The 13,185-nt window shown below is 71.8% G+C and carries 15 protein-coding genes; all 15 read right to left on the reverse strand.

Going from position 1 to position 13,185, the window contains the following annotated elements; all coding sequences use genetic code 11:
- Position 1: 1 nt before the first annotated feature.
- Positions 2–4,774 (reverse strand): phage tail tape measure protein, encoded by a 4,773-nt coding sequence (locus ACFO3J_RS24105; RefSeq protein ID WP_386432809.1) that lies wholly within the window; start codon positions 4,772–4,774, stop codon positions 2–4.
- A gap of 19 nt (positions 4,775–4,793) precedes the next feature.
- Positions 4,794–5,084: a hypothetical protein gene (locus tag ACFO3J_RS24110; protein WP_386432812.1), complete on the reverse strand. Its 291-nt coding sequence runs from the start codon at positions 5,082–5,084 to the stop codon at positions 4,794–4,796.
- Between the two features lie 20 nt (positions 5,085–5,104).
- On the reverse strand, positions 5,105–5,650 hold the full coding sequence (locus ACFO3J_RS24115; protein ID WP_386432815.1) for a hypothetical protein: 546 nt from the start codon (positions 5,648–5,650) through the stop codon (positions 5,105–5,107).
- Complete coding sequence (locus tag ACFO3J_RS24120; protein ID WP_386432818.1) at positions 5,650–6,132, reverse strand: phage tail tube protein; 483 nt, start codon at positions 6,130–6,132, stop codon at positions 5,650–5,652. The genes ACFO3J_RS24115 and ACFO3J_RS24120 overlap by 1 nt, the downstream gene beginning before the upstream one ends.
- 68 nt (positions 6,133–6,200) lie before the next feature.
- Entirely contained in the window at positions 6,201–6,530 is a 330-nt protein-coding gene (locus ACFO3J_RS24125) for a hypothetical protein (protein WP_386432821.1), read from the reverse strand.
- 13 nt (positions 6,531–6,543) lie between these two features.
- Positions 6,544–6,966, reverse strand: a complete 423-nt coding sequence (locus tag ACFO3J_RS24130; RefSeq protein ID WP_386432824.1) for a hypothetical protein — start codon at positions 6,964–6,966, stop codon at positions 6,544–6,546.
- On the reverse strand, positions 6,963–7,352 hold the full coding sequence (locus ACFO3J_RS24135) for a hypothetical protein (protein ID WP_386432827.1): 390 nt from the start codon (positions 7,350–7,352) through the stop codon (positions 6,963–6,965). Before ACFO3J_RS24135 ends, ACFO3J_RS24130 begins: the two co-directional genes overlap by 4 nt.
- A complete protein-coding gene (locus ACFO3J_RS24140) occupies positions 7,352–7,777 on the reverse strand; it encodes a DUF6093 family protein (protein WP_386432830.1) in 426 nt (141 codons plus the stop codon). Before ACFO3J_RS24140 ends, ACFO3J_RS24135 begins: the two co-directional genes overlap by 1 nt.
- Positions 7,770–8,357, reverse strand: coding sequence for a hypothetical protein (locus ACFO3J_RS24145; protein WP_386432833.1), 588 nt, complete (start codon positions 8,355–8,357; stop codon positions 7,770–7,772). Before ACFO3J_RS24145 ends, ACFO3J_RS24140 begins: the two co-directional genes overlap by 8 nt.
- A gap of 10 nt (positions 8,358–8,367) precedes the next feature.
- Positions 8,368–8,694 (reverse strand): hypothetical protein, encoded by a 327-nt coding sequence (locus tag ACFO3J_RS24150; protein ID WP_386432836.1) that lies wholly within the window; start codon positions 8,692–8,694, stop codon positions 8,368–8,370.
- The gene (locus ACFO3J_RS24155) at positions 8,694–9,059 is read right to left on the reverse strand and encodes a hypothetical protein (RefSeq protein ID WP_386432839.1); all 366 of its coding nucleotides are present in this window, start codon (positions 9,057–9,059) and stop codon (positions 8,694–8,696) included. Before ACFO3J_RS24155 ends, ACFO3J_RS24150 begins: the two co-directional genes overlap by 1 nt.
- Positions 9,060–9,075: 16 nt before the next feature.
- The gene (locus tag ACFO3J_RS24160; protein WP_386432842.1) at positions 9,076–9,930 is read right to left on the reverse strand and encodes a P22 phage major capsid protein family protein; all 855 of its coding nucleotides are present in this window, start codon (positions 9,928–9,930) and stop codon (positions 9,076–9,078) included.
- 19 nt (positions 9,931–9,949) lie between these two features.
- A complete protein-coding gene (locus ACFO3J_RS24165) occupies positions 9,950–10,690 on the reverse strand; it encodes a hypothetical protein (RefSeq protein ID WP_386432845.1) in 741 nt (246 codons plus the stop codon).
- Between the two features lie 45 nt (positions 10,691–10,735).
- A complete protein-coding gene (locus ACFO3J_RS24170) occupies positions 10,736–11,722 on the reverse strand; it encodes a hypothetical protein (RefSeq protein WP_386432848.1) in 987 nt (328 codons plus the stop codon).
- Complete coding sequence (locus ACFO3J_RS24175; protein WP_386432851.1) at positions 11,719–13,182, reverse strand: phage portal protein; 1,464 nt, start codon at positions 13,180–13,182, stop codon at positions 11,719–11,721. The genes ACFO3J_RS24170 and ACFO3J_RS24175 overlap by 4 nt, the downstream gene beginning before the upstream one ends.
- Between the last annotated feature and the right edge of the window lie 3 nt (positions 13,183–13,185).

Consider the following 13,185-nt stretch of genomic DNA (forward strand, 5'->3'; position numbering starts at 1 on the left):
CTCAGGCCAGGACTGTCATGTGCCGTAGCAGGTCCGCGCGCTGCTCGCCGAGCGACTGCTGGGCGCCGTCGAGGTGGATGTGGTTGGACCGATCGACATGGGTCTCCCCACCGACCGCGCCACTGCCGCCCGCAAACCGGCCTGCGGGGACGAGCTGGTAGCCCATGGCCGCCGCCGTACTGGCCAGCAGCGCAGCCGACCGGGCACTCCCATTCCAGGGGATCCACGACTCGGTGTGGCCAGCCTCAGCCGCCACCACGGCGGTAGGCCGGGTGAGGATGCCGCCTCGGGCCATCGCGGTCGCCCCGCCCTGCCCGGTCACCTCCTTGAGCAGCTCATTGCGGTACGGGGGCGCCAGCGCCTTGATCTGCCCCATGATCTTCGGCACCAGGGCCCGCACGGTCGCGGTGTCCAGACCCGCGCTGGCCAGTGCCGCGAAGCCCAGGCCGGGCTTGCTCCGCAAGGTCGTGAGCAGGATTAGGGCATTGGTGAGGTCGTCTCCGGTGAGCGCGTTGGCGTTGGCCTTCACGGCTGCGTTCGCCGCCGCCGCGCCCTTCGAGCTGCCTGCCGCCTGGTGCGCCAACGCCTGAGCGGCGTCGTCGCCCTGAGCGGCCAGCGCCTGGGCGAGGCTTCCGTAGCCCTCCCGCGCCAGCTTTTGGAGGTCGCTGGCGAAGGTCGAGTTGACCTTGGTGGACGCATTCACCTGCCGGTCGAAGTCGGCGAGCGATGCCTTGGCCACGCCGGCCGTCGCGAGCAGCTTCTTGGTGATGTCCGCGAACTGCTTGTTGCTGGCCTTGCCGAGGGACTGGACCAGGGCGTAGCCGTCCTGGCCCATCCCTTCCAGGATGTCCGCCACTTCCTGGCCGCCGCGGCCGGCGATCGTCTTCAGGCTGGCCCGCCAGGCGTTGGTCGCCGCGACCGACGCGGTGAGCTGCTTCTGGTAGGCGGTCAGGCTGAAGGCCGGCGGGCGGGCACCGCGGGTCACGCCGAGGGCGGCATCCGCGCTGTAGACGCCGCCCTTGGCCGTGCTCACCGCCCGGGTCGCCACCTGGTCGGCCTTGCGGGCGTCGGTCAGCTTCTTCTCGGCCGCGGCCATCTGCGTCGCGGTGTGGTGGCCGTTGCGTACCCGGGACAGGTTCGTCTCGGCGTCGCGCAGCGCGGACGCCTTCTTTGCCGCATCCGCCATCGCCTTGTTGAGGGTGTCCCAGGCGGACTTGAGCCGGTCATTGGCGGTGTTGTAGCGGTCCATCGCGTCGGTGCTGCCGCCGAGCGTCGGCGACGCGGTGGGGGTGTAGGAGATGCCGCCGGTGGCGTACCAGGCGATGCCCTTGCCGCCGAGCAGGCGCACGGTCTGCTCGGCGATGGCCCGGGACCGGTCCCGCTTGCCGGGCGCAAGCGGGATGTACGCCTCGCCGCCCGTCTCCGGCTCCGCCCACATCCGCCACGCCCCGCCGGGCGCGATCTGCGCGACGTGGTTCTCCGTGCCGCCGTTGGCGTAGCGCCGGAAGATGTTCCCGTTGGCCGAGGACTGGAGTGCGTTCTTCCCGGCCTGCGGCGACATCAGGCCCTTGGCGACGTTCTGCCGGATCGTCAGGGTCACCGTCTTGCTCTGGATGGCGCTGATCCGGGCCCGCAGAGTGTCCAGCGCCTTCTTCTGCGCGTCGGTCGGGATGCTGATCCGTACCGTGTGGTCCGGCAGAGTGGTGACCTTGTAGCCGACCTCTTTCAGCGAGTTGAGGACGGCGGCCGACGGGGCCTTCAGCGTCAGCGTCTTGCCGGGCGGGAGTGCGGCCAGCCGCTTGTAGATCGCCTCCAGCTCGGCGCTGGAGTCGTCCTTGACCTTGACCGTTGTGGACACGCTGCCGGGCACCTGCGCGTAGGCGCGCAGCAGCTTGTCGACGACGTCGGCCGCGTAGCCGTCCGCGATCATCTTCTTGCGGAGCTGCTCGATGTTCGCGGCCAGGGCCCTGGTGCCGGCCTGCTGGGACCCGGTCTGGGTGGTGATGGCCTCGGCGTTCTTCTCGGCCGCGGATGCGGCGTCGAGGAAGGACTGCATGTTTTTGCGGCCCTTGTCGGTGTGGATGTCGAGCTGGTGCCCGTTGTCCTTCACCGACGCCTTGAGGTCCGCCAGCGAACTCTGGAAGTCGATTGAGCTGGTCGCGACGTCGATGTTGACGCCGTTGAGAGCGTCCAGAGCGTCGGTGAGCTTCTCGGTCTCGGTGCGGGTGTCCTGGATGGCATCCGCCGTGATTTCCGAGGTGTCGCCCAGGGCCTTCTGGCTGCCGGCGGTGAGCTTCTGCTGGGTGTCGGCGGCGGCCAGGGCGTTGTTGTACTGCGGCAGCAGCGTCAAGAGCTTCTTGGTGCTGGTGCCGTGCTTCTCGGCGTCGTCGGACAGCAGCTTGAGGGCCTTGGCGGCGGCGTCCGCGTTGCCGCTCTCCACCATCGCGGCCAGCGCCTTGTCGACGGAGTTGAGCTGGTCGGTGGCCTTCTGCAGGCTGCCGGCCTTGCCGCCGATGACGGGGAGCTTCTGCATCTCGTCGACGACCTTGGTCAGGCCGCCGGCGTGGGCGATGCGCTGGACGGCCTCGCCGAAACCGTCCAGATCGTCGCCGAAGGCCTTGCTCGCCTCACCGCCGGCCTTGCCCGTGCCGGCGAGGTCGACCAGCGCGCTGGTCATCCGGTCCACATCGGGGCTGGCCGCCCGGAAGCTGGCCGAGATCTTGTCGGAGGCGTAGGACATCGCGGTGAGGACACCGACCACCACACCGAGCCGGCCGAGGCCCGACATGAGTATCCGGGTCCGCTCGGCGGTCAGCCCCAGGGCGACCAGTTCGGTGCGCACCGCCATGATGCGGGGCAGCATCAGCAGCAGCCCGGAGGCCACCAGCCCGATCATGCCGGCCAGGCCGCCCAGGATCGTGACGTTCTTCTGGACCTCCGGCGGCAGGCTGCTGTACCAGCGCACAGCGTCGGTCACGGCCTTGGCCATGTCGCGGAGCACGCCGTTGGCGGCGGTGCCCGACTGGATCAGGGCGGTCTCCAGCGCGGAGCCCAGACGGCGCACGTCGCCCTGCAGGTTGTCGGTCTGGGTGGCCGCGTACCTCGCCGCGTACCCCTGGTCGTTGGCGGCCTTCGTCCAGGTGTCGATGCCGGCCGCGCCGGCCTGGGACACGATGGTGGCGGCGCGGATCGCATCGCTGCCGAAGATGATGCCGAGCGCGCTGTTGCGGGCCTCGGGGGTGAGGTCCTTCAGCGAGTTCTGCAGGGCCTGGGCGGTCGCCGACCAGCCGATGAAGCGGCCCGACGCGTCGTAGGCGGAGAACCCGAGCTTGTCCATCACGTCGCGGGCCTGCTGCGACTGCGGGGTCAGCCTCATCAGCATCGTCTTGAGCGACGTGCCCGCGTCGCTGCCGACCAGCCCGTTCTGCGCGAACAAGGCCAAAGACCCGGCGGCCTGTTCCAGGGTGAGGCCGGTCTGGTGGGCGAGCAGCGAGGACTGCGCGAACGCCAGGCTCATGCCGTGTACGTCGGTGGCGCTCTTGCCGGCGGCCGCGGCGATGACGTCGGCGATGTGCGCCATGTCCTTGCCGGTCAGGCCGAACGAGTTCATCGCCTTCGCGGCCACCACAGCGCTGTCGGCGACGTCCATTTCGCCGGCCGCGGCCAGGGACAGGGTGCCCCGCAGCGCACCGCCGAGGATGTCCGCCGTGGACACACCGGCCTTGGCGAGCTCCGTCTCGGCCTGGGCGGCCTGGGTGGCGCTGTACTGGGTGCTCGCGCCGGCGTCGATCGCGGCCTGCCGCAGCGACGCCAGCTCGGCGCCGCTGGACTGCGTGGCCGCCTTCACCCCGGACATGGCCGTCTCGAACTTGCTGGACGCGTAGACGGCCAGGCCCAGCGCGGCCACCAGCAGCAGGCTCGCGGTGCGCGCTCCCTTGAGGGACTTCTCGCTGCTGCCGGCGGCGGTGACGACCGCCGAGCCCATCGTGCGGGCCCGGGCCCCGGCCGCGCCGAACGTGCCCGCCAGCGCGCGGGCGTTGGCGTCGGCCCGGGCGGTGGCGGCCGCGGCGGCCGCCGCCGCGCTGCGTGCACCGGAGGCTGCCAGGGAGTCCGCGGTCGAGATGCGGGCGGGTACGGCGGCCGCGGTCCGCGAGGCCTGGGTGGCCTCGGCGAGAGCGAGCCGGGCGGCCAGGGACAGGCGGTTGGTGCCGGCCGCCGCGGCGGCGGTGGCCGCGTTCATCCCGGTGGACGTCTGGGTGACGGCGGCCGCCGCGGCGGTCAGGGACTGCCGCTGGGCGAGCAGGGTGCTGGTGATCTGGGCCCGGGACGCGGCCGACGCTACGTCCAGGGTGCCCAGCGCGGAGGCTCCGGCGGTCGCCGCCGCCCGGAAAGCCGCGGGAATTTCGCCGGCCGTGGTGACGATCCGGCGGGTGCTGGCGGTGGTGGCGGCCCCGGCCTGGGTGGTGGTGCGCGCCGCCGCTGCCGCTGCGGCGGCGGTCTGCCGGGTCATCGCCGCGGTGCTGTTGGCCAGGGCCTGCGAGGACCGCAGCGCGGCCGCGTCGAGCTGCCCGAGCGCGGTCTGCCCCGCGCGGGCCATCCCGGTGAAGGTGCCCTGGATGGCCGCGGCGGTGCGGTCGGCGTCCCGCTGGGCGCCTGCCGCTGTGCTCGCCGCGGACGCGGCGAGCTGGCTGTTGGCGTTCACCGCGGCGCGCTGCCCGGTGAGCCAGCCGGTGGTGTCCAGGCGGAGCCGGGTGGTGACGGTCCGGTCGACCATGACCGATCACCCCCTTCGGTCAGCGCTTTTTGATCAGTACGTGCAGGCCGGGCATGTCGCCCCGGCCGTCCTGGTGGGCCTGGACAGCCGCCGCGCCGGTGGCGCAGGCGTGGCAGCGGACCAGGTCGGCCTCGTAGCGGGCCCCGTGGGCGGCGGCGGGATCGGATGACTCGGTCCAGGGCTGGCCGCAGTCCGGACACGCCTCAGCCTCGACATCGAGCAGGGCCCGCGCCCAGGCCCGGTCCTCCGGCAGCCACAGCGGCTTACCCGGTGCCGGCACCCCCCGGCCCATGAAGATGCTGCGCGGCACGCCCCAGGCCCGGGCTGCCTCTACTTCCCGTCGCCATGGGCCGCGAGGATCGCGGAGGCGCTCACGGAAAAAGGGACGGAGGACGCCTCGGTGTTCGCGTCGTACGCGGCCTGGAAGACAGCGTCACGCTGGGCCTGGTTGATGACCGCGAACAGCCGGTCGACCTGCTCCGGGGTCATCACCGGGTCGATCGCGCAGGCGGAGATCAGCACCCGGGGGAACGTCTTGACGTTGAAGACGACCTCGGCCGGGTTCTCCGGCGGGTGCGCGGCCAGCAGGTCGGACCACGTCTTGACCTCCGGATCGTCGCTCCAGTCCGGCAGGGCCCGGAACCGGAACTCCGCCTCGGATGCCCGGAGCTTCCTCCGGGCGGCGGCGATCTTCTCCGCGATCGGCCGGCGGAGATCCGTGTCGGCCAGGCTGGGCGCCCACTCGTCGGCGCCTACCTGGGCGAGCTGGCGTTCCAGGCGCTCGATCTCGGCTCCGGTGGCGCCGTCCAGGTAGACCGCCACGGTGGTCTCGCGCGGCTTGGCCTTCTTCAGCAGGGCGTCGATGTCGGTAGGCATCAGGCGGCCACCAGTGCGTTGGAGTCCTGCTGGTCGGTCAGCTTCAGCGGGGCCTGGTACTTCATGACCTCGTTCTTCGCCGGCGCGACGTTGACGCGCTCCCCGCACACCGAGGGGTAGACCTCGACCTGCTGCCCGGCCGCCCACGCCGTGGCGTAGGGGACGCCGCGGCGCACCACGAGGAACCCGTGCGCGCCGTAGACCAGCACGGCATACGGGGCGTCCTCCTGCGGGGTCGTGCCGCGCTTGCAGGTGAGCATGTTGTCGTAGCCGACACGGCCGACCTCGTTGGTGTCGGTGGTGGAGGCCAGACTGCCGGTGTCCACGTCAGCGGTCGTCGGGTTGGTCTGCAGGCCGTCCGGGGTGAGCCGCGGCGTCAGGTCCATGCCGGCATTCAGTTCCGCGACGGTCGGCGCGTGGATATTGGCCAGGCTGGTGAGCCAGGCCGCTCGGGTCTTGCCGTCGCTGATCAGGTCAGACATCTGGTGGCCCTCCTCGGGCATGAAAAAAGGGCCCGGTCAGGGCCCACTGGCAGGGAGATGGCGCGGCGTCAGATACGCAGCGCGGCCACCGTGACCGACGTGTTGGAGCTGTAGCCGATGGCGACCAGGCCGTCGGAGACCCCGGCGAGCAGGTCGGCGGTCAGCGGGCCGATCATCTGCTCGCCGGACGCGGCCACACTGACGGTCAGGTTGCCGACGGCCTGCCCCCGCACCTTGGCGGTCGCGGTCAGTGTGACCGTGACCGGGGCGCCGGCGCCGTTCTTGATGTGGACAAAGGTCCGGTCGCTGGGCGGGACCTTGTCGCCGCCGACGGCGGCGCTGGCGTAGGTGGGAGTCAGGCCGGCCAGCGAGACGACCTGCGGGATGAGTGTGGCCACGACGGGCCTCCGTTCAGGCGGTGATGGACATCAGCCGGTACTGCACCGGCAGGAAATGCAGCGGCGGGGTCACGCCGTCGTCCCGGCTTACGGGCGGGCCGCCTAGTTCCTCGGTCTGCCAGGTCGCGCGGCCGTCGACGGCCAGGCGGACCGCGAGCACCTCGCGCACCCGGTCGGCGACCCACAGCGCCCGCTCAGCGCTGGGGCCGACCGAGGTGACCTGGAACAGCAGCGCCAGGTCGGTGCGTTCGCCGGCCAGCGACGCGGCGGCGGCCCGGCCGGGTGATACGTACAGCACGGCGTAGAGCCGGCTGGCGGGGACCGGGTCGGGGGCGCCGCCTTCCCCGATCGCGATCGGCCCGGTCGGTCGGGTGGCGAGCGGGGCCAGGGCGGCCATGATGGCGTTGCGGTGCGGCAGGGCCAGCGGGGTGCTCACGGGCCCAGCGCCCGCAGCCGCAGCGCGTCCACCTGGGCCTGGAACCGCGGTTCCTCCTCGCCCAGCGCCCTCCCGCCGTCGTTGTGCGGGGGGCTGTTGGCCGAGCCGAACTCCAGCAGGTTGCCCAAAGGCCCTTGCAGCTTCGCCTTGTCGGGGCCGATCTCCGCCTCGATGACGCCCGGCGCCTCGGTGACGTCGTAGGAGATCGAGGCGGGGTAGAGCCGGGCGTGCGCGCCGGCCGTCGCCGCGGCGTTGGCCCGCCAGTCCGTCTTGATGTTCTGCGCGCCCCGCTTGACGATCGCCGCGCCCTCGCGCTGGACAATCGCGGTCGACGCCGCGATCGACGCGGTGAGCGCCTCCAGCTCGGACAGGTCGATACCGCTCATCAGGCCTCCCGGTCTTCCGCGTAGATCCGCCAGGCCGTAGCCAGGCTGCTGAACTGCCTGCCGGTGACGTGCAGCACCAGGCCGGTCATACGCGGGTCGGCGCCGGCGAGCACCAGCAGCTCGTCTCCTGGCCGGATCACCTCACCCGGCGGAACCGTTGCCGCCCAGGGCACGGCCACCTCGTAGTCCCGCAGCCGGATCTCACGCTCGCCCGCCTGCACCTCGGTTCCCTTGATGAGGCCGGCCGGTTTCACCCGGGCCATGCCCTCGTAGAGCACCAGGTCGGCGCCCGGTGTCTCGCCGCCGGTGGCCTGGTCGAAGACGGCCGGGCCGGGCCGGTGGATCCGGACCTGATCGCCGGCGCCGGCCATGAGGTTCTCGTGAGCGGTGCGGGCCTGGGCGAGCAGCGTGGCCAGGTCACTCACTGGTACTCACCACCCAGACCGCGGGCACCGCGCCCAGCGCCCTTTTGAGCGCGGTCAGCTCGCCGGGCAGCAGGTCGCCGGCCACCTGCACCTGCTCGGCCGCGAACGTCGTCGAGGTCTGGTAGTCGTCGATCTGCTGGGACTGCGACCGGATCCCGACGTCCATCCCGAGTGGGGTGTTGCCCAGTCGGTGGGCGACCTGGCAGACCAGTTCGATAGCGCCGTCCGGTACCGGGTCCCAGCCGCGCCGGTAGGTGACCAACAGGTCCCAGCGGTGCCCGTGGTGGTGCGGCAGGCGGAGCACGGTGCCGTCCCACCGCCACCCGGTCAGCGGCGTCGTGCTGCCGTCCTCGGCCACCTCGGCGACGGACTGCACCTCGATGACCGGCGGTGCCGGCAGCTGCACGCGGCGGCTGTCCGGGCTGATCTCGATGCTGACGACGCTCGGGGTGATCGGCTGGCCGGCCGCGCGCCGCACCCTGACCGACGCCCTGTCGAGCAGGGAGTCGGCCTCGCCCGGGGGGAGGGTGTAGCCGAACCGCTCGGCGTCGGCCAGGGTGGCCAGGGGATCGAGCGTCACGGCGGCCTCCTCACGGGTTGGTCGGCGAGGCGTATTTCTCGATCAGGTCGGCCTTGGTCATGCCGTCGGCCTCTTCCGCGGTGGCGCCGCGGACGACTGCCCAGCCGACCCAGTCCGGCTTGGATGCGCTCTTGGCGGGCTCGGTCAGCGGGGGCGCCGGGGGCGCGGAGCCGCCGTCAAGTTCGGCGGGCGGGGCGTAGGGGCTGCCGTCCTGGTTGACGCGGACGAGCATGCCCTTGCGCAGGCGCTCTTCGATCGGCTCGGGCAGCGGCATGTCCATCGGGTGGACGCCGCCGCCTTCGCCGAGCACGTAGATCGTCTCGGTGCCGTGTGCCATCAGGTGTTCCTCGGGATCTTGAACGCGGTGACGGTCATCGCCACGGACGTCTCGATGATGAGCGAGCCGTCGTTCTGGATGAACCGCCCGGACTCGAACGGGCCCAGCCACGCGGTGGCCGAGTTGGCCACGGTCGCGGTGAAGGCGCCCTGGCCGCCGGCCGCGGCCAGGGGCAGCGACCCGGGAAGGACGCTGACCGTGCCCGAGCCGCCGGAGGCGTTCGCGACGCGCAGGACGGTCAGCTCCGGGAACGACGCGGCGACCTGGCCGCCGTTGCCCGCGCCGGAGGTGACCGCGGTGCCGGCCGGGTCGGCGAACTGGCCGTTGGGGACGAGGCTGCTGTAGGGGACAGCGGTGCGTGCCATCGACTGTTCCTCCTGATCAGGTCTGCGAGGCGACCGCGGTCGCCAGCGCGTCGGGGCGGATGACCTTCGCGCCGTACAGGGCCAGGCCCTTGACGGCATCCGAGAAGCTGGACTCGGGCCGGTACGCCTCGGTCTTGTTGATCTGCTCGGCGAAGCTGATCGCGGTGCCGTTGCCCGCGGTGACCACGTAGTCGTCACCGGTCGGGTTGGGGGCGTTGTTGGACCGCATGATGGTGAAACCGCCGGCCTCGCCGACGATGCCGTTGCGGAAGGCTGCGCCGTTGTCGCTGGACTTCTCGGCGTTGATGAAGTTGGGGTCCAGTCGTGCCCGCCCGTGCAGCCACGGCGGGACGACCATCCACCGGCCTTCGGAGGGCACGTTGGCCTGGTCCAGGACCACGCCCATCGGCACGACGATCTGCTGGTAGAAGTACTCCGGGTGCGCGACCGGGACGGAGATCGTGCCGAGCTGGTTGGCGGCCTGGACCTGGGTGTAGAGGTTGGCGACGTACTGGTCGACCACGTCGGCCAGGGCGTAGGCGGCCTCCGACATGGCCTGCGGCATCACGTCGCCCTTGGCCTGCCGCTTGTCGACGTCGTCGACTTTGAAGGCCCAGTACTTCGCCTGGTCGACGGCCAGCGTGCGCTGGGCGTCGGTCAGTTCCTCGGGGGTGATCACGGTCGAGTTGGGGTTGTAGGTGCCGATGGACGGCCGGCCGATCGAGGTGATCCGGACGGTGTCGCCGGCGTCGGCGATCTCGCCCTCGTAGTCGCGGTTGACCATGCCGGGGCCCGCGTAAACGAGTTGCTTGCGGAGTGCGACCAGGAGTTTGGCGGACCAAATCTCCGGCCGGAAACGCCTGATGGACATCGGTTTCCTCTCGGGTGGGTTATCCGCCGAGGTAGTCGCGCAGCTGACCCTTGCGGTGAGCCTCGTCGATCTGCTCGGGCGTCATTTTCTTGACTTCCTGCTCGGTGAGCTGCCTGGGCCCGGCGGTGCCTTTGCGGGCGCCGCCGTCCCCGCTGCCCTGGAACCTGGGCTGTTTCCCGGTTGGGGTGGCCAGGTAAGGGCGTTCGGTCAACAGGGTCTCGATGGCCTCGGCCACCTCGTCCTCGTCGACCTGGCCGTCACCGTCGACCTCGAATGCCGTGAGGTCGAGGAAGACCAGGGCGTCGCCGGGGTTCGCGAGCTTGCCCTTGGCGGCGGCCTTGACCTCGGACCGCACGATGCGCTTGTTGGCCTTTGCGGTTGCGGCCGTGTCGGCCTCGGCGCGGATGGCGGCCGCGTCGCCCTCGGCCGGCCCGGCCTTGAGCTGGTCCCGTTCGGCCTCGGCCTGGCGGCGCTTGTCCCGCTCCGTCTTGAACTTGGCCTTCATGCGGTCCAGGGCCTGCTTGCCCTTGTCGCCGAGGTCGTCGGCGCCTTCCGGGTCGTCCTCCGGGTCGTCGTCTTCGGGATCGCCGGCCGGGTCCGGGTCCTCCTGCGGGTCCTCGTCTTCTTCGTCGTCCTCCGCGGCGCCGAGGATGGGCCAGACCGGGTACAGCTCGCCCTCGGTCTCGCCGGTGCGGGCCTTGCGCCAGCCGACAGCGAGTACGCCCGTGCGGGGGTGACGGGGCAGGGTGGTGGTGTGCATTCGCTCTCCCGTTGCAGGAGTCGGTGACCGCGCCTTGCGCGCAGGTCAGGTCAGGTAGCCGTAGCGGCGCAGCATCTCCAGCGCCTGCTCGAAGGTGTCGGCCTGCCGGTAGATCTCCTCCGGCAGCAGCCGCGGGGTCCGCAGGCGGAACGCCTCGGGGGTCGTGTCGCCGCGGGCGACCGCCCGGCGCCGCTCGGCCTGGTGGAACAGACCGCGCCGGGTCGTGCTGTCCCGGGTCGCGGCCAGCCGCCGGCCGTAGGAGGTGGCGGTGTACACGCCGCGTCGCGCGTTGACCACGCTGGTGATGTCGGCGCCGTCGCGGATCGCGCGGGCGCCCCCGATCGTGAACAGCCGTTCCTGCTCGGCCCGCGACAGCCCGCGGAAGTACGAGGCCGCGTCGACCGTGGCGGGTGTCTGAGTGCCGCCTTCGGCGATGGGGACGTTGCGGCACTGGCAGCACGGATGCCGCAGGAACGCGGTGGAGACGTGGTAGATCCCGCCCGCCAGGATCGCGCACCGCGCGCAGCCCCGGCCGCCCATCACCCGGACATAGGTGCCCACCCGGGGGCTGGCGTGCATCGCCACGCCCTCCCCGCCGCGGCCGGCATCGCCGACCTCGGTGGCCAGGTACATCGACAGCAGGTTCCCGCCGAGGTCGAGGGCGTCCCCGACGCGCATGCCGCGGCCGATGCCCTCCTTGGTCGTGATCAGGGTCCGCAGCAGCAGCGTGTCCAACGGCCGCCCATCCGCCGCCCACCCGGCCAGCGCCTCCGGCACCACCCGGCCCTGCGGGTCCGGGTCGACGTCCTGGGCGCGCACCGCCCGCCCGACGTAGTCGGCGCCGTCCGCCGCAGCCGCCGTCTGCCCGGCGGCAAGCACCGCCACCAGCCGCGGCCCCACACGCCGCCACGAGCCGGACAGGTCGGCCTGGTCCAGGCCCGCCCACTCCCGCGCGCCGGTCCGCACGACCCCGGCCACGATGCGCCGCTGACGGTCGGCGTGCCGCTCGGCGACCGCGTCCACATCGCTCACGCCCCGGCCGCCGGATCAGGCTCCCGCTGCGGCGGGCGCTCGATGGCCGTCGCCCCGCCGCCCATGATGGCCGACACCGGGTCCAGCTCGGCCTCGCGCTCCCGCATCAGCATCAGGTTGGCGACCTCGGTAGGCGTCAGCCCGAAGCGCGCGGCGAGGAACTCGAAGGGAAACCCGATCTGCTTCAGCTTGAGCAGGCTGTCGGTGAGCTGGGCGATGTTGCGGGACTCCGCACCCTTCCACAGCACGCTGCCCCCGCGCAGCGCCGTCGCCTTGGCGGTCTCGCCCCGGGCCAGCGCGATCAGCTCGGCGCCTTCCCTCAGGCCCTGCCCGTACCAGAGCTGCTTCTCCTCGCAGTGCTTGACCAGGCCCGTCTCGGCGGCCACCAGCGCATCGCCCGCGATGTTGACCATGCGGCCGATCAGATAGTGCGGCGGGGTGCGGGTCTGCGCGGCGATGTGCCCCACCGCCACCTCGATCACGCCGGTGTACGGCTCCAGCGCTGCAGCCGGCCATGATTCGACCTTCGCCTCGGGGTTCTCCAGCCACAGGATCCGGTCTTTCACGAATTTCCGCAGGTCGATCGGCCGTTCTCCGACCACCTGTCCGTTCGCGTCCAGGACCGGGACCTTCGGGACCTCGGCGCCGATCACGATCCGCTGGGCCAGGGAGGCGTAGTCGGATGCGGTGAACAGCTGCATCCACAGGAGGTTGATCGCGTCCTGCATCGCGATCACACCGGCCACGTCCGAGATCGGATCGGCCGCCAGGAGCGGCCTGTTGGGCAGCTCCACCATCGGCACCACACCCATGGGGTTGGGCTGCGGGTTCGGCTCGCCGCCGGTCTCGCGCGGTTCCCAGCCGCGCACGACCTCGTCCGCCTCGGCCATTTGCGGCGACTTCGCGTTGCCCGGGGACAGCGGGCGCTCGAACTTCCACACCTCGTCCATGAGGTACAGCGTCGCGTACTCGCGGAAGCCGTCCTGCCACGACTTCAGCGCCGCCCTCCGCTTCCGCCGCGAGCCGGGCTCGTACATCACGATCGCCGACGACGCGTCCTCGAACGTCACGCAGGGGGTTTCCTCGTCGTCGGGGTCGCCCCACACCAGCAGGAAGCACCGGCCCGCGTTGCCGGCGCCCAGGAAGCCCAGCTGCGAGTCGGCATCGAGGCCGTTGCGCTGCCACACCCCCCACAGATCCTCGTCGGCCTTCTGCTCCCCGGCAGCCTGGAAGCCGGTCACCGTCAGCCGCTCAACGGGCGCGTCGGCCACCGGCTGGACCCAGTTGTCCGAGAAGCCGGAGTACCGCTCCGCGGTGTACTTCTGGAACTCCTCCGACGCGAACCGCAGGCGGTGCTGGCCCCGGTAGTAGTTGTCGTGCCGGAGTGCCACAACGGCCCGCACGGTCAGCTCCGTCATCAGGACGTCCACCAGGCGGCGCGCCTGCTCGATCGTCGCCACGGG

This window comes from Streptomyces polygonati, assembly GCF_042650325.1.
Classification (GTDB): Bacteria; Actinomycetota; Actinomycetes; order Streptomycetales; family Streptomycetaceae; genus Actinacidiphila; species Actinacidiphila polygonati.